The 14,452-nt window shown below is 71.0% G+C and carries 14 protein-coding genes; 6 read left to right on the top strand and 8 right to left on the bottom strand.

Annotation, left to right across the window (positions count from 1 at the left end):
• Positions 1 to 54 precede the first annotated feature (54 nt).
• Together IE264_RS13540 and IE264_RS13535 are read left to right on the top strand one after the other, a co-directional pair.
• Positions 55 to 324, top strand: coding sequence for a type II toxin-antitoxin system Phd/YefM family antitoxin (locus tag IE264_RS13540; protein WP_015611432.1), 270 nt, complete (start codon positions 55 to 57; stop codon positions 322 to 324).
• Positions 314 to 796, top strand: a complete 483-nt coding sequence (locus tag IE264_RS13535) for a type II toxin-antitoxin system VapC family toxin (RefSeq protein ID WP_015611431.1) — start codon at positions 314 to 316, stop codon at positions 794 to 796. The genes IE264_RS13540 and IE264_RS13535 overlap by 11 nt, the downstream gene beginning before the upstream one ends.
• A gap of 79 nt (positions 797 to 875) precedes the next feature.
• Here IE264_RS13535 and IE264_RS13530 read toward each other — a convergent pair whose 3' ends face one another.
• The 4 genes from IE264_RS13530 to IE264_RS13515 form a co-directional block, all read right to left on the bottom strand.
• Complete coding sequence (locus IE264_RS13530) at positions 876 to 2,174, bottom strand: hypothetical protein (protein ID WP_032758615.1); 1,299 nt, start codon at positions 2,172 to 2,174, stop codon at positions 876 to 878.
• On the bottom strand, positions 2,164 to 2,748 hold the full coding sequence (locus IE264_RS13525) for a DUF6114 domain-containing protein (RefSeq protein ID WP_032758614.1): 585 nt from the start codon (positions 2,746 to 2,748) through the stop codon (positions 2,164 to 2,166). The genes IE264_RS13530 and IE264_RS13525 overlap by 11 nt, the downstream gene beginning before the upstream one ends.
• Positions 2,749 to 2,843: 95 nt before the next feature.
• Entirely contained in the window at positions 2,844 to 3,485 is a 642-nt protein-coding gene (locus tag IE264_RS13520) for a DUF6230 family protein (protein WP_015611428.1), read from the bottom strand.
• Positions 3,486 to 4,107: 622 nt separating this feature from the next.
• Complete coding sequence (locus IE264_RS13515) at positions 4,108 to 5,076, bottom strand: tetratricopeptide repeat protein (RefSeq protein ID WP_032758613.1); 969 nt, start codon at positions 5,074 to 5,076, stop codon at positions 4,108 to 4,110.
• A gap of 430 nt (positions 5,077 to 5,506) precedes the next feature.
• On the opposite strand from IE264_RS13515, the gene IE264_RS13510 reads away from it, so the two are divergent.
• Together IE264_RS13510 and IE264_RS13505 are read left to right on the top strand one after the other, a co-directional pair.
• Entirely contained in the window at positions 5,507 to 6,133 is a 627-nt protein-coding gene (locus IE264_RS13510; RefSeq protein ID WP_032758611.1) for a TetR/AcrR family transcriptional regulator, read from the top strand.
• A gap of 80 nt (positions 6,134 to 6,213) precedes the next feature.
• Positions 6,214 to 8,121: a glycoside hydrolase family 5 protein gene (locus IE264_RS13505; RefSeq protein WP_032758610.1), complete on the top strand. Its 1,908-nt coding sequence runs from the start codon at positions 6,214 to 6,216 to the stop codon at positions 8,119 to 8,121.
• Between the two features lie 51 nt (positions 8,122 to 8,172).
• On the opposite strand, the gene icmA is transcribed toward IE264_RS13505, so the two are convergent.
• The 4 genes from icmA to IE264_RS13485 form a co-directional block, all read right to left on the bottom strand.
• Positions 8,173 to 9,873 (bottom strand): coenzyme B12-dependent isobutyryl-CoA mutase large subunit, encoded by a 1,701-nt coding sequence (gene icmA, locus IE264_RS13500; protein ID WP_032758609.1) that lies wholly within the window; start codon positions 9,871 to 9,873, stop codon positions 8,173 to 8,175.
• Between the two features lie 86 nt (positions 9,874 to 9,959).
• Positions 9,960 to 10,286: a DUF3817 domain-containing protein gene (locus tag IE264_RS13495; protein WP_032758652.1), complete on the bottom strand. Its 327-nt coding sequence runs from the start codon at positions 10,284 to 10,286 to the stop codon at positions 9,960 to 9,962.
• Between the two features lie 56 nt (positions 10,287 to 10,342).
• Positions 10,343 to 10,852, bottom strand: a complete 510-nt coding sequence (locus IE264_RS13490; RefSeq protein ID WP_015611419.1) for a MarR family winged helix-turn-helix transcriptional regulator — start codon at positions 10,850 to 10,852, stop codon at positions 10,343 to 10,345.
• A gap of 10 nt (positions 10,853 to 10,862) precedes the next feature.
• Entirely contained in the window at positions 10,863 to 12,137 is a 1,275-nt protein-coding gene (locus IE264_RS13485) for an MFS transporter (RefSeq protein ID WP_032758608.1), read from the bottom strand.
• Between the two features lie 84 nt (positions 12,138 to 12,221).
• Here IE264_RS13485 and IE264_RS13480 point away from each other — a divergent pair, with 84 nt between their 5' ends.
• A complete protein-coding gene (locus tag IE264_RS13480) occupies positions 12,222 to 13,205 on the top strand; it encodes an ArsR/SmtB family transcription factor (protein WP_015611417.1) in 984 nt (327 codons plus the stop codon).
• Positions 13,206 to 13,384: 179 nt separating this feature from the next.
• Positions 13,385 to 14,425 (top strand): glycoside hydrolase family 6 protein, encoded by a 1,041-nt coding sequence (locus IE264_RS13475; protein ID WP_015611416.1) that lies wholly within the window; start codon positions 13,385 to 13,387, stop codon positions 14,423 to 14,425.
• The last annotated feature ends 27 nt before the right edge of the window (positions 14,426 to 14,452 follow it).

Here is a 14,452-nt window from a genome sequence, read left to right as displayed (position 1 = left end):
GGGGACCGTAGCACCCTGTGGCACACCATGGCATGCCTGGGTAGCATGGCCCCCATGAGCGCCCAGCCCGAGATCACCCAACGGGATCTCCGCAACAGGTCGAAAGAGATCATGGACGCCGTGCAGAACGGCAAGGCGTTCACCGTGACGCGCGACGGTCATCGCATCGGTGAATTGATCCCTCTGCGGCGGCGCAGACGTTTCGTACCCCGGGAAGAGTTCTCGGCACTGTCCCGTTCTGCCCCGGACATCTCGCTCGATGCCTTCCGTGAGGATCAGGACAGCACTGCCGAGCAGGGGCAGGGCGACCGGTATGCCGGCTGAGCCTTCTCCCGACGCGTCCGCCCTCCACCAGCGGGGCCTGCTCGACACGAGCATCATGATCCTGCGGAAGTGGATCGCCCCTGAGGAACTGCCCGCCGAGGTGGGGATCACCACCATCACGCTCGCCGAGCTCTCGGCCGGTCCCCACGAGGTCCGCAGGAACGACGAGCAGAGCGACTACGACGAGTACGCGGAGCGGGGCCGAAGACTCGACGTCCTCCAGCGCGCCGAGAGCGAGTTCGATCCCATCCCGTTCGACGTGGAGGCCGCCCGTGTCTACGGCAGGGTGTGTGCGGCCGTCATCTCCGTGGGCCGCAAGCCGAGAAGACGCGTCGCGGACCTGATGATCGCTTCGATCGCCATCGCCGAAGGGCTCCCCCTGTTCACGACCAACCCCGACGACTTCAGGGGACTGGACGGACTGCTCACCGTGGTGCCGGTGACCCGCCCCGCTGTGCTCCACGACAGATGACCGTGGGCCGTACCCCTCCTGAAGGGGGTACGGCCCACGGCTCTGTGCGGCTCCCGGACGGGATCGGGTGGTGGCGGGGCTAGCCCTTGCCGCCGGTGAAGTAGTTCTTCAGGCCCGGGACCCTGAGCGAGCCGCCGAACTGGCCGGCCTGGACCACCTTGACCTTGGTGAAGAAGGCGAAGGGGACGTTCAGGGGCGGCGGGGTCTGCGGGTTGAAGGTGATCGGGATGAGGCCGAAGAGGTTGCCCTTCAGCTCCTCCGTGTACATCGTCACCGTGCCGTTGCGGATCGTCGACGTGGAGCCGGGGCTCGACGTGACATGGCCCGTCGTGCCCACCGGGCCGGTGGTGAGCTGGTGGAGGTCCTTGATGTCGATGGAGCTCGCGGTGAACTTCAGCACCTTCTTGATGGAGCCGTCCGCCCTCTTCACCTCGACGATCCCTTTGTAGTCCAGGCCGTTGAGCGTGAGCAGCGAGGACTCCAGGACCCACGGCTCGGTCGGCAGCAGCGGGATACCGGGCTCCAGGGACGCCGCGGCGAGCGCCTCCGGGTCGGGCTCGGGGCAGGGGAAGCGGGGCTTGGCGCCGTCCGGGATGTCCTCGTCCTTCTTGGGGTCGAGTCCCTTGACGTCGTCGTCGAGCTCCTTGACGTCCTTGCCCGCCTTCTCGGCGGCCTCACGGATGGCGTCGGCCGTCTTTCCGGCCTCTTCCTTCGCCTTGTCCGAGGCGTCCTTCGCGGGGTCGTTCGCCGCGTCCTTCTCCGGAGCCTTCGGCTTGTCGGCCTGGGTCGGGGACTCCGCCGTGGGGCTCGGGGACGGGCTCGCCGTCCCCGCGGGCTTCTCCTCGGCCTTGTCCTTGCCCTTGTCCGGGTCGAAGAGGTCCTTGAGGGCGTCGCCCAGGCCCAGCGGGTCGAGGGGGTTCTTCGACTTGGTGGGCGTCGGGGTGGCGCTCGGCTTGTCGGCGGGCTTCTCGCCGGCCGCCGGGTCCTCGGGGGCCGTGCCGCTCTCCGTGGGCTTCGGGGTCGCGCCGTCGTCCTGGCCCGGCTCCTCGCCCTGGCCCTGCCCGTCCGTGGGCGTCGCCGACGGGGTCGGGGTGGCCTTCGGGGACTCGGACTCGCTCGGCTCGTCGGACCGGGTGACGCACGGTCCCGGTGCGAAGGGGATGTCGGAGTTGCCGTCGGCCATGGCGAGCTTGGGGGTGAGACCCATGCCGACGAAGACCGCGGTCGGCATCGCGGCGAGCGCCAACGCCTTCTTGCCGCTCGGCATGTGCAACTTGGTCAGCAGCGACTTCTTGGGGGCCGCGTGGCGGGGGCCCCTGCGCTCGCGGAGGTCGTCGCCCGGGTGGGCGTCGGTCCGCTGTCCGTCGTCACCCCGCACGATGTGTCCCCCCGTCGTACCCGGAGGCCGTGCCGTAGCCGGAGGCCGTGTCGTGGTCGCCCGGCTGCTGCGGCGGAACGGTCGCGCCGTGCAGGGCCCCCTCTGCGTACTCGCTCTCCGGCTGCTGCTTGTCCAGCGGCAAGGGGGCGGCTTCCGGGTCCTGCGCGTCCGCCTGCGGCTCGCCCGGCGCCCAGGAAATGGACAGGGCTCCGCCGATGAGCGCGAAGAGGAATCCGATCACGAAGCCGCCGATGTTGGCGACGGGTATGGAGATCAGCGCGAGGAGGATGGCCGCGACACCGGCGAAGACCCGGACGATGCTGTGGAACCACATCGTCAGGCCCAGCGTGATGAGCAGGACCCCGATGATCAGGGATCCGGCGCCGGCCGTGGTGGACATCGCCAGCGTCATGTTGCCGAGCTGGAGATCGGCGTACGGGAAGTAGGCGATGGGCGCACCGCCCAGCATGGTGAACAGACCCGCCCAGAACGGCCGGTTACCCCGCCAGGTACGGAATCCCCGCCGGTAGACGGTGAGGTTGTGCTTGTTCTGCCCTGTGGACTCGGGGCTCATGGAAAACAGCTCCCTGGAACCGGTACTGCTGTGAGAAGAGAAAGGGTGGGCGGCCGGAAGCCCTGCCGGGTCGCTCCGGCCACCCGGGCGAGTGCCTAGAAGCACTCCTCGACGCCCTTGTGCAGCTTCAGGCTCAGGTTGCTCAGCTTGAAGGTGCCGGCGGTGGTCGCCCACGCCGTCTGCTCCACGTCGGTCAGGGTGGCCTTCTTGGCCCGCTGCCCGAAGCCGTGCGGGTTGACCTGCTTCTCGGTCCCGGGCTGGATGCCCGGCCCACCGAGGTCCTGGGCCGCGACACCGATGTCCATGCTCTCGAAGTAGGCGTCGGTGTCGAGCTGCGCGACGTCCAGGTAGAGGTTGGTCGCGACGACCGGGTTCTCCGGGTCGGTACCCGCCGTCAGCTTGAGGCTGACGTTGCCGATGCCGAAGGGCACCTTGGGCGTGACCACCGACTGGCACATGTTGGTGATCGTGGCCTTGCTGAAGCCCGACACCGCGACCGGGTGCGCGGCTTCCTTGCCGTCAAGGCTCTTGCCGACAGCGACGCTGCCGTACTGGACGAAGTCCTCGCCCACCAGCTTGTCGGTCCTGACCTTGAAGCTCTGGCCGGACACCGCGAAGGACGCGGCGAGCGCACCCTGTGCGAGACCGACACCCACCGCAGCGGTCGCGACGACGCTCGGCACCATGACCAGAGCGAAACGCTTCCATCTCGTCCCACCGCGAACCTGGGAACTCATAACTTGCTCCTTCTTCTCGGACGTACATCTCCGGCCGGGTGCGAGACCCGGCCTGGGATGGGAGAAGTGCTACGTCCTCGGGAAGGAGAGCGCCCGCAGACGGAGACATGTACCGCATCCGCTGCACCGGCGTTCACCCCCGAGCGACAACCACTGGCTGCACGGTGTGTGCAGCCGGTCGGACAGGCCCCGTCTGTCGGCGGGAACCCCCCTGTCCACGGCCGGCGCCACTGCCGCCGGCCCACTCGGTGGGGACCCAACAGACCCTCCCGCACCGGCTGGAGGCCGGGCTGAAGGTATGGGACCGAGCGTGGCCGATCGTGGTGCATTCGGGGCCGCCGCACAAGGGGGTTCGTTACTTGCCAGTAACGACCTGATAACCATGCCGCGACCGGGCGACATCATTCGGCCACACAGGGTGGCACGAAAGGGACATCAAAATGGCGGGAAACTCAACAGAAACGGGACAGAGCGACCCCGTCGACTTACTGCCAGTAACAGCAGTTCTCATTGTCAAGTTTTAGTAAAGCAAGGATGTCTCTTAGCGTTCGGACAGCAAGACGGCCGTGATCCCCGAGGGGTATCACGGCCGTCTTGTCACATCGGCACAATCAGCTCGCGATCAGAACAGCACGCGCGCCAGCGCGGTCCGGGCGGCGGTGACCCGGGGGTCGTCCGGGCCGATCACCTCGAAGAGTTCCAGCAGCCGCAGCCGGGCGGTGTTCCGCTCGTCGCCGGTGTTGCGGCGGACCGCCTCGACCAGCCGGCTGAACGCGTCCTCGACATGGCCGCCGACCAGATCCAGGTCGGCGGCGGCGACCTGGGCGTCCACATCGCCCGGGTTGTCCGCCGCGTCCTTGCGGACCGCCTGCGGATCCATCGTCTGCACCCGGGCCAGCAACTCCGCCTGGGCCAGGCCGAGCTTGGCCTCCGGGTTGGCCGGGTCGTCGGTGAGCACGTTCTTGTACGCCTGCACGGCGCCGCCGAAGTCGTTGGCGTCGAGAGCCGAAGCGGCGGCCTCCAGCAGGGCGTCGTACGGGCCGGCCGGCACCTCGGCCGGGGCCGCGTCCTGCACCCCGTCCGGGTCGACGGCGATCCCGGTGAGACCGAACCGCTCCTCGCCGACCTGGATCAGCTGGTCCAGCGTCTCGCGGATCTGGGCCTCGGGGGCCGCGCCCTGGAAGAGCGGGAGGGCCTGCCCGGCGACGACGGCGAAGACCGCCGGGATGCCCTGGATGCCGAACTGCTGCATCAGCATCTGGTTGGCGTCGACATCGACCTTGGCCAGCAGGAAGCGGCCGTTGTACTCGACGGCCAGGCGTTCCAGCAGGGGGCCCAGCTGCTTGCACGGCTCGCACCACTCGGCCCAGAAGTCGATGACGACGGGTACTTCGGCGGAGCGCTGGAGGACATCGCGCTCGAAGCCTGCTTCATCGACGTCGATCACCAGGGCGGCGGGCGCCACGGCACCGGCGCCCCCTGTACGGGCGGCCTGCGCACGGGCCTGCTCCGCCTTGGCCTTGGCCTCGCCGGCCGCCTTGACAGCGGCGAGGTCGACGACGCCGCTCATGGACATGTTCCTAGGCTGCATACGTACATCCTCCCCCCTGAGCACACCGTTCCGGAAAGCGATGCGGGAACCGGACCCGTCCGCGGCACCGGCCGGTGTGCCGGGCGGGCGGACAGAGACGGTCCCGGGGGCCCCGAAGGACCCCGGCGGGGCTCCGAAAAGACCCCGGTGAAACGGAGACGGGCCCCTGAAAGACCCGGGTGGACCTTCCGGATCCCCATCCGGCCGGTCCGTGCGGCTCCGGGTCCCCACCCGGCGCCTGGGGTCTTCGTGAAGACCCCGGTGGCTGTCGCTCGTTCGTGGCGTACGGGAGCGGCCTGACCGCCTTCCTTACGCTACGACCCGTAGCGTAACTGCCGACCGGCCCCCCGGAACAGGCCACCCCGGTGATCTGTCTCACGGAGACCGGGGGGCAACGACCATCCCTACCGGCCGGTATGGTCGCCGCATCATGAGCCACACCGACCCCCCGGCCCCCCGAACAGGACGTCCGCGCTCCACCGCGGCCGACGCCGCGATCCTGGAGGCGACACGCGCGTCCCTGGTCGATCTCGGCTGGTCGAAGCTGACCATGGGCGATGTGGCGACCCGGGCGGGGGTCGCCAAGACGACCCTCTACCGGCGCTGGGCGGGCAAGAACGAGCTGGTCGTGGACGCGGTGGCCGTGCTCTTCGACGAGCTGGAGCTCCCCGACCGGGGCAGCCTGGCCGCCGATGTGCAGGGCGTGGTGCTCCAGTTCGCCACCCTGCTGGAGCGGCCGGAGACCCGGACCGCGCTGATGGCGGTGGTCGCCGAGTCCACCCGCGACGACTCGCTGCGCCACCGGATCCGGTCGGCCATCGTGGACCGCCAGAAGCGGCTGGTGCTGCTCGGCCGGGAACGCGCCCAGGCCCGCGGCGAGCTGCGGTACGAGGACGACGCGTCGACCGCCGCCCGCAACGCGGACCTGATCTTCGACGTGATCGCGGGAGCCGTGGTGCACCGCACGCTGGTGAGCGCCGAGCCGGTGGACGCCGAGTGGGCGAGCGGGTTCACCACGCTGCTGCTGCTCGGGCTGTCGGGGGCGCAGACGGCGTAGCAGTACTGACAGGAGCACTACAAGTATGGCGGTGCGGACCCTAGGGTCGGGGCGATCCTTCCGACCAGAGGAGTCGCATCGTGCGTACGCGCTTACTGGCCCCGCTCGTCCTTCTGCTGACCGGAGCGCTGCTCTCCCCCACCTCGGCCACCGCCCGCCCGGAACGGCCGGAGCCGGCCGCCGCCGCGACAACACCGGCCGCCGACCCCGCGCCGCTGCCGGGCTGGACTCCCCCGCTGAGCACCCGGGGCCGCTACATCGTCGACGCGGACGGCCGGCGCTTCAAGCTCAGGTCCGGTAACTGGCACGGCTCCAGCGGCACCTGGAACGGCGAGGGTTCACCGGACGACCCGGCGAACAACCACGCGGGCGAGGTGGGGCACCGGGCGCCGCTCGGCCTCGACCGGATGCCGATGGCCGAGATCATCACCGACTTCCGGCGGCTCGGACTGAACAGTGTGCGCCTGCCCTTCTCCAACGAGATGATCGGCGACACCCAGCCGGTGTCCGGGCTGACGGCCAATCCCCAGCTGAACGGACTGCGCCCGCTGGAGGTCTTCGACCGGGCGGTCGGCGCGCTGACGGACGCCGGGTTCGCGGTGATCCTCAACAACCACAGCACAAAGAGCCGTTGGTGCTGCGGGGTGGACGGCAGCGAGCGGTGGAACAGCGGCCAGAGCACACAGAAGTGGGTGGACGACTGGCTGCTGCTGGCCGAGCGCTACCGCTCCAACCCCCGGGTGGTCGGTGCCGATCTGCGCAACGAGGTGCGCCGCGATGTGTGGGACGACCCCAACTGGGGGCTCGGTGACGCACACGACTGGGCCGCCGCCGCCCAGCAGGCGGGCGACCGCATCCTCAAGGACGCCAACCCGGACCTGCTCATCATGATCGAGGGCATCAACTGGGCGGGTATCCCGGTGGACGGCTTCTGGCGCGACCGCCCGCACCTCAAGCCCGTCGCCACGCTCTCGCACACCCTGGTGCGCTCCCACAAACTGGTCTACGCGGCCCACTACTACGGCTACACCGGCCCCCGGCACAGCGGCGCGACCGGGATCGGGGAGACCAGTGATCCGCGCTACCGCGACCTGGGCCGGACGGAGCTGTTCGCCGAGATGCGCCGCAGCGCCGCCTATGTGGCCGGCACACCCGACCAGCACTTCACCGCTCCGGTGTGGATCAGCGAGTTCGGGGTGGCGAAGGACGCCGACGCCAGGGACCGCGCCTGGTTCACCGACACGGTGGACTTCCTCGTCGAGCACGACCTCGACTTCGCCTACTGGCCCCTCGTCGGCTTCCACGAGAACGACCGCGGCAACCAGTGGGGGCTGATCCGCTACGCCGCGGACGGCACCCGGCGCAGCGTTCTGGACACCGACGACTGGCGCGGCGCCTCCTGGCGTGCACTGGCCTCCGCGTCCGGCCGGCAGGGCGTGGTGGAGCCGGTGCGGAGCTGGTCGATGCTGAAGGCCACGCACGCGGACGCGAACCGCTCGCTGCGGGCGGCGGCGGACTGGGACAGCGGGGCCCGGAAGCTGACCTGCCCGGACGACCAGCGTCTCATCGGTATCAGCCGGCGCGGGCAGGGCGGGCTCTGCACGGATGCCGGGGCTGCCGCTCTCGGCGCGTCCGGAGCGCTGAGCAGGGTGACGTCCGAGGCGGGCGTCACCACGGACTGGGCGCGCGGGTTCACCAAGTACCAGTGCGCGGAGGGGCAGTTCATGACCGGCTACAGCGTCCGCGGCGACCGGGTGTCGGCCGTCCTGTGCTCTCCGGCCCGGATCGCGCTGGCGGGGCCCGGCCGCACGCTGTGGGACGACCGGGGTGACAGCCGGCCGTCCTCGGGCGAGGGCGGGGACTACGCCACGGGCTTCCACAAGGCACAGTGCCGGGCCGACGAGTACGCGGCGGGGATCGCCTTCTCCACGGCGGTCGGCCGGGCGGGCACACCGGACGCCCTGTACTGCCGGGGGCTGCCCGGCTGACGGCGGTGTTCCCCGGCCCGCGTGCGTGCGGGCCGGGGAACGTGGCGCACCTCAGAACCCCGGCGGCTCCGTGTACGTGCCCCACTCCTCGCGCAGCGCCTCGCAGATCTCGCCGAGCGTGGCCTCGGCCCGTACCGCGTCCAGCATCGGCGCGATCATGTTCGAGCCGTCCCGGGCGGCGGCGAGCATCGCGTCCAGGGCGGCCGTCACCTTCGCGGAGTCACGTGCGGCCTTGCGCGCGGTGAGCTGGCTGACCTGGTCGCGCTCGACCTCGTGGCTGACCCGGAGGATCTCCAGGTCGCCGGTGACCGAGCCGTGGTGGACGTTGACGCCGACGACCCGCTTGTCGCCCTTCTCCAGGGCCCGCTGGTACTGGAAGGCGGACTCGGCGATCTCGCCGGTGAACCAGCCGTCCTCGATACCGCGGAGGATGCCGGAGGTCATCGGCCCGATGGGGTGCTGCCCGTCGGGGTGGGCCCGGGTGCCGCGCTCCTTGATCTGGTCGAAGATCTTCTCGGCCTCGGCCTCGATCCGGTCGGTGAGCTGCTCCACGTACCAGGAACCGCCCAGCGGGTCGGCCACATTGGCGACGCCGGTCTCCTCCATCAGCACCTGCTGGGTGCGCAGCGCGATCTCGGCGGCCTGCTCGGAGGGGAGCGCGAGGGTCTCGTCCAGGGCGTTGGTGTGGAGCGAGTTGGTGCCGCCGAGGACGGCGGAGAGCGCCTCCACGGCCGTGCGTACGACGTTGTTGTACGGCTGCTGCGCGGTGAGCGATACCCCGGCGGTCTGGGTGTGGAAGCGGAGCCACTGCGCCTTGTCGGTCTTGGCGCCGTACGTCTCCTTCATCCAGCGGGCCCAGATGCGGCGGGCGGCGCGGAACTTGGCGATCTCCTCGAAGAAGTCGAGATGCGCGTCGAAGAAGAAGGAGAGACCGGGGGCGAAGGTGTCGACGTCCATGCCCCGGGAGAGGCCGAGCTCCACATAGCCGAAGCCGTCCGCGAGGGTGTACGCCAGCTCCTGCGCGGCCGTCGCCCCGGCCTCGCGGATGTGGTAGCCGGAGACGGAGAGCGGCTTGTAGGCGGGGATGGAGCGGGCGCAGTGCTCCATCAGGTCGCCGATGAGGCGCAGGTGGGGCTCGGGCTGGAAGAGCCACTCCTTCTGCGCGATGTACTCCTTGAAGATGTCGGTCTGGAGCGTGCCGTTGAGCACCCCCGGGTCGATGCCCTGGCGCTCGGCGGCGACCAGGTACATGCAGAAGACGGGGACGGCGGGGCCGCTGATCGTCATCGAGGTGGTGACGTCACCGAGGGGGATGTCCTTGAACAGGATCTCCATGTCGGCGGCGGAGTCGATGGCGACCCCGCAGTGGCCCACCTCGCCGAGCGAGCGGGACTCGTCGGAGTCGCGGCCCATCAGGGTCGGCATGTCGAAGGCGACGCTGAGACCGCCGCCGCCCGCGGCGAGGATCATCTTGTAGCGCTCGTTGGTCTGCTCGGCGTTGCCGAAGCCGGCGAACTGGCGGATGGTCCAGGTGCGTCCCCGGTAGCCGGTCGGGTGCAGCCCGCGGGTGAAGGGGTACTCCCCCGGCCAGCCGATCCGCTCGAACCCTTCGTACGTGTCGCCGGGGCGGGGCCCGTACGCGGGCTCCACCGGGTCCCCGGAGAGCGTGGTGAAGTCCGCGTCGCGCTTGCGGGCCTTGTCGTAACGGGCCTGCCAGCGGAGGCGGCCTTCCTCGATCGCGTCAGCGTCCATGTTTCGAATTTACTAGGACGTCCTAGTAAATGTCGATGGCAAACCGCCCGGCGCTTTCACGCGGGGCGGTCGGGGTGCCGTGCGGATCAGGCCTTCGCGGGCTCGGCGGCGGGCTTGGTGACCAGCGCCTGGGCCTCGCGGCTGACCTTCGGCTCGACGAAGAAGGAGGCGAAGGGGATGCAGCCGGCGGCCAGCACCCACAGGAGCTTGCCGAACGGCCACTTCGCCTTGGAGCCGAGGTCGAAGGCGAAGATGACGTAGACGATGAACAGCACGCCGTGGATCTGGGAGATCACCATGGTGTCGCCGGTGTCGAAGGCGTACTTCGCGATGATCGCCACCGTGAAGACGAGCAGCCAGATCGCGGTGACGTAAGCCATCACCCGGTAGCGGGTGAGCACGTTCTGTTTCATGGACACGAGCGTATCCGGGCGTCCGGGGCGATCTTCGCGCACCCCCCGGGCCGTGTTCACGCCTCGTCGAAGTCCTGCGCCGCCACGCGCAGCGGCCGGAGCATGGCGAAGATCTCCGCGCACTCCTCGGAGTCGTACACCCCGAGCCCGAAATCCATCGCGACCAGGTCCTCGGTGGCCGACTCGACCACCTCGCGCCCCTTGTCGGTGATCGAGGCGAGCGTGCCGCGGCCGTCGTTGGGGTTGGGGCGCTTGCTCACCAGGCCGGACTTCACCAGCCGGTCCACGGTGTTGGTGACCGAGGTGGGATGCACCATCAGCCGCTCGCCGATCTTGGACATCGGCAGCTCACCGGCCTTGGAGAAGGTGAGCAGCACCAGCGCCTCGTACCGGGCGAAGGTCAGGCCGTACGGCTTGACGACGGCGTCGACCTCGGCGAGCAGGATCTGCTGGGCCCGCATGATCGAGGTGATCGCCCCCATGGAGGGCACGGGCCCCCAGCGCTGATGCCAGAGTTCCTCGGCACGGGCGATGGGATCGAAAGGAAGGCTGAGCGGCTTCGGCACGGCACCGACCTTACCGACTGGTCATATGCCGGTCAGCCCCGTCTCGTCCTTCGGTATCGGACATCTGACCGGGGGCCGTCCTGCGGACCTCGGCGACGACGAGGAGCGTGCAGACGGTACCGATGATTCCGGATCCGGCGACCACCTGGTGCACCGGGAAGAACTCGGCCGCGAGGCCCGCCAGCGCCATTCCGGCGCCCTGGATCGTCATCAGCCCGGCGGTGAGCAGCGTCATGGCCCGGCCGCGCAGCTCCGGGGGCACGGCATCCACGAACCACTGGTCGAGCCCGATGACATAGGCCGCGCCCATCCCGGCCAGCGCGAGGGCGGCCAGGGCGAGCGGCAGCCCCGGGCGGACCGCGTAGACGACCAGCGGCAGCAGCCCCACGGCGGCGACCGGCAGCACGATCCGGGAACGGGTACGGGGCCGGAGCGCGGACCCCACGAAGAGCTCGGCCCCCACATGCCCCACGGCCATCGCGCAGAGCAGCAGCCCGAGCGCGGCCGGGCCCGCACCGATCCCGTCCGCGTACGGGGCGGCGAGCGCCTCCGGGGCGACCACGAACATCGGCGGCAGCCAGAACAGCAGCATCAGCGCCCGGACCCGGCGGTCCGCCAGAACCAGGCGCGCCCCCGCCAGCGACTCCGTCAGCAGGGCGCCGCCGCCCGAACCGGCCCGGGCGGGACGGTCACGCGTACCGAAACGGAGCAGGACGGCCGAGCAGAGGAACGTGACGACGGTGACGGCGATGGCCCCGCGCGGGGAGAGCGCGGTGAGGAGCACCCCGCCGACGCCGAACCCGATGAGCATCGCGCTCTGCGAGACGATCCGCAGGAGGGACCGGCCCAGGACATAGAGGTCGCCGTCGCCCAGGATGTCGGTGAGGGCCGCCATCCGGGTCCCGGTGAAGACCGGCGCGACGGCGGCCACCAGGCAGCGCAGCGCGAGGAGTCCGGCGACCGGGGTGGTGGGCAGCAGCATCACGGCGACGCAGGCCGCGCAGATCAGGTCGCACAGGACGAGGACGCGGCGGGCCGGGTAGCGGTCGGCGACCCCGGCGAACAGGGTGCCGCCGATCACGTACGGGAGCAGCCCCAGCGCGAAGGTGAGGGCGCTGAGCAGCGGGGAGCCGGTGAGGTCGTAGACGAGGACGGTGAGGGCGAGTTCGCTGACGACGACGCCGAGGAGCGAGAGCAGGTGCGCGGCGAAGACGGCCCGGAACTCGGTGACGGCGAAGACCGCGCGGTACCCGGCGGGCGGGGCGGTGGAGGATCCCTGGGACATGGGGAGAGCCTGGGGCGGGACGGCCGCGCACCCTAGACTTTCGGCCGGGTACGAATCTTCGGCGTGAGCGGGGGCGAGGGCGGTATGCCGTTCCGGCTGCACTTCGGCGAGAGCGACCTGCTGCGCTGCCGTTTCGCGCTCTCCCCGCTCTGGGAGACGCAGGAGGCCGTGCGCACCCTGGCCCGCCCGCACCGGCACGGGTACCACCTGCCCTGGCTCCGGCGGATCCGCACGGACGCCTCGGCCCTGGACCTGGAACCCCTCTGGCTGCTCATGCCGGACGGCGGCCACAACCCGGACTTCCTCTGCCCGCCGCCGGTGGGGCCGCTGGCGACGTTCGAGGAGGAGATCGCGGGCGTACGGGCGGTGGATCCGGAGGTGGCGCGGGCGGACATGGCCCTGGCCCTCGCGGAGCGGCCCGGCGCCTCGGGGTCGGCCGTGGGGCGGCGGCTGCTGGCCGACCCCGCCGGGGCCGTACAGCTGCTGGCCGGGCTGTTGGAGCAGGCCTGGCGGGTGCTGATCGCCCCGCACTGGCCCCGGCTGCGGGCGCTGCTGGAGGCCGATATCGCCTACCACTCCCGGCGGCTCGCGGAGAGCGGCTTCGAACGGCTGCTGGGCGAGGTGAGCCCGCAACTGGGGTGGAGCGGCTCCACGCTGACGGTGACGGGGACGCGGGGCGACCATGAGCGGGTGCTCGGCGGGCAGGGGCTGGTGCTGATGCCGAGCGTCTTCGTCTGGCCGGAGGTGGTGGGCGGCTTCGAGGAGCCGTGGCAGCCGGCGGTGATCTACCCGGCGCGCGGGATCGGCGGGCTGTGGAGCGGGGCCGGTGAGCGGACGCCGGAGACCCTGGCCCGGCTGCTGGGCCGGGTCCGGGCGGACGTGCTGTGCGCGCTGGACGAACCCGCCGGGACGAGCGCCCTGGCCCACCGGCTGGGCCTGGCCCCCTCCTCCGTATCGGCGCATCTGTCCGTGCTGCGGGGAGCGGGGCTGCTGACGTCGAGGCGGTACGGACACCAGGTGCTGTACGAGCGCACGCCGCTGGGGATCGCGCTGGCCGCATCCACCTGAGCGGTGGCCGGTGACGGATGGTGTCGTGACGCCACTCTCGGTGACCGTTATGTCACGATTGCTCACGTTTCCCTGTGTGCGCCTCGGCGTCCCGTACGCCGCCCCGTATGCGTATCCCGCAGCCCGCAGCCCGTATTCCGTATCCGTATCCGTGAGCCACCGTCGTCCGAGGGGGCTGGATGTCCGGCCGCAGAACCATCCGCAGAGTCTTCGGCGTTCTCCCCGCCCTGGCCTCCGTCGCCCTGGCGGCCGCCCTCACGGCGGGCTGCTCCGCCCCGGGCGGCGCGACTCCCACGGCCGCCGAGGCCGACCCCGTACGCGGCGAACCCGCGCCGAGCGCGGCGTCCCCGTACTGGGTGGACCCCAACAGCGACGCGGCCCGCCAGGTGCGCGCCTGGGACCGGCAGGGCCGCGAGGAGGACGCGAAGGCGCTGCGGCGGATCGCCGACCGGCCGGTGGCGCTCTGGCCCGCCTGGGACGGTCCGGCGCCGGAGATCCGGGCCGCCGCGAAGGCAGCGTCCGGGACGGAGAAGAACGTCCTGCTCGTCGCGTACAACATTCCGCACCGCGACTGCGGGCTCTACTCCGCGGGCGGGGCCAAGGACGCGGACGCCTACCGGACCTGGATCGGGGAGTTCGCCGACGCCATCGGCGACGCCCCGGCGACCGTGATCCTGGAGCCCGACGCGCTCCCCCACATCGCGGACGGCTGCACCCCGCCCGAGCACCACGCCGAGCGCTACCAGCTGCTCTCCGAGGCCGTGGACACGCTCAAGGCCAAGCCGCGGACCAAGGTCTACCTGGACGCGGGCAACCCGGACTGGATCGTGGAACCGTACAAGATCGCGGAGCCGCTGCGGCTGGCCGGGATCGACCGGGCCGACGGCTTCTCACTGAACGTCTCCAACTTCCAGTCGAACGCGAGTGTCAAGGAGTACGGGGCCCTCCTCTCCGACTCCGTCGGCGGCGCGCACTACGTGATCGACACCAGCCGCAACGGCGGCGGCCCGCTGACCGGAGGCCGCGCCGAAGCCTGGTGCAACCCGCCGGGCAGGGCGCTCGGCACGCCGCCGACCACCGACACCCGCGACGACCGGCTCGACGCCTACCTGTGGATCAAGCGGCCCGGCGAGTCGGACGGCACCTGCCGGGGCGGGCCCGAGGCGGGCACCTGGTGGCCGGAGTACGCCCTGGGGCTGGCCCGGCGCGCCAAGTCCTGAGAACCGCCGGGCGAAGCCCCGGCACCC

This window comes from Streptomyces microflavus (genome assembly GCF_014650075.1).
Classification (GTDB): Bacteria; Actinomycetota; Actinomycetes; order Streptomycetales; family Streptomycetaceae; genus Streptomyces; species Streptomyces microflavus.
This window is presented reverse-complemented; position numbering and strand designations above follow the sequence as displayed.

What these genes read in the sequence shown, in the direction of transcription:
- IE264_RS13540 (WP_015611432.1), top strand. Translation starts at nt 55, where the DNA reads ATGAGCGCCCAGCCCGAGATCACCCAACGGGATCTCCGCAACAGGTCG.
- IE264_RS13535 (WP_015611431.1), top strand. Translation starts at nt 314, where the DNA reads ATGCCGGCTGAGCCTTCTCCCGACGCGTCCGCCCTCCACCAGCGGGGC.
- IE264_RS13525 (WP_032758614.1), bottom strand. Translation starts at nt 2,748, where the DNA reads ATGAGCCCCGAGTCCACAGGGCAGAACAAGCACAACCTCACCGTCTAC.
- IE264_RS13520 (WP_015611428.1), bottom strand. Translation starts at nt 3,485, where the DNA reads ATGAGTTCCCAGGTTCGCGGTGGGACGAGATGGAAGCGTTTCGCTCTG.
- IE264_RS13515 (WP_032758613.1), bottom strand. Translation starts at nt 5,076, where the DNA reads ATGCAGCCTAGGAACATGTCCATGAGCGGCGTCGTCGACCTCGCCGCT.
- IE264_RS13510 (WP_032758611.1), top strand. Translation starts at nt 5,507, where the DNA reads ATGAGCCACACCGACCCCCCGGCCCCCCGAACAGGACGTCCGCGCTCC.
- icmA (WP_032758609.1), bottom strand. Translation starts at nt 9,873, where the DNA reads ATGGACGCTGACGCGATCGAGGAAGGCCGCCTCCGCTGGCAGGCCCGT.
- IE264_RS13495 (WP_032758652.1), bottom strand. Translation starts at nt 10,286, where the DNA reads ATGAAACAGAACGTGCTCACCCGCTACCGGGTGATGGCTTACGTCACC.
- IE264_RS13485 (WP_032758608.1), bottom strand. Translation starts at nt 12,137, where the DNA reads ATGTCCCAGGGATCCTCCACCGCCCCGCCCGCCGGGTACCGCGCGGTC.
- IE264_RS13480 (WP_015611417.1), top strand. Translation starts at nt 12,222, where the DNA reads ATGCCGTTCCGGCTGCACTTCGGCGAGAGCGACCTGCTGCGCTGCCGT.
- IE264_RS13475 (WP_015611416.1), top strand. Translation starts at nt 13,385, where the DNA reads ATGTCCGGCCGCAGAACCATCCGCAGAGTCTTCGGCGTTCTCCCCGCC.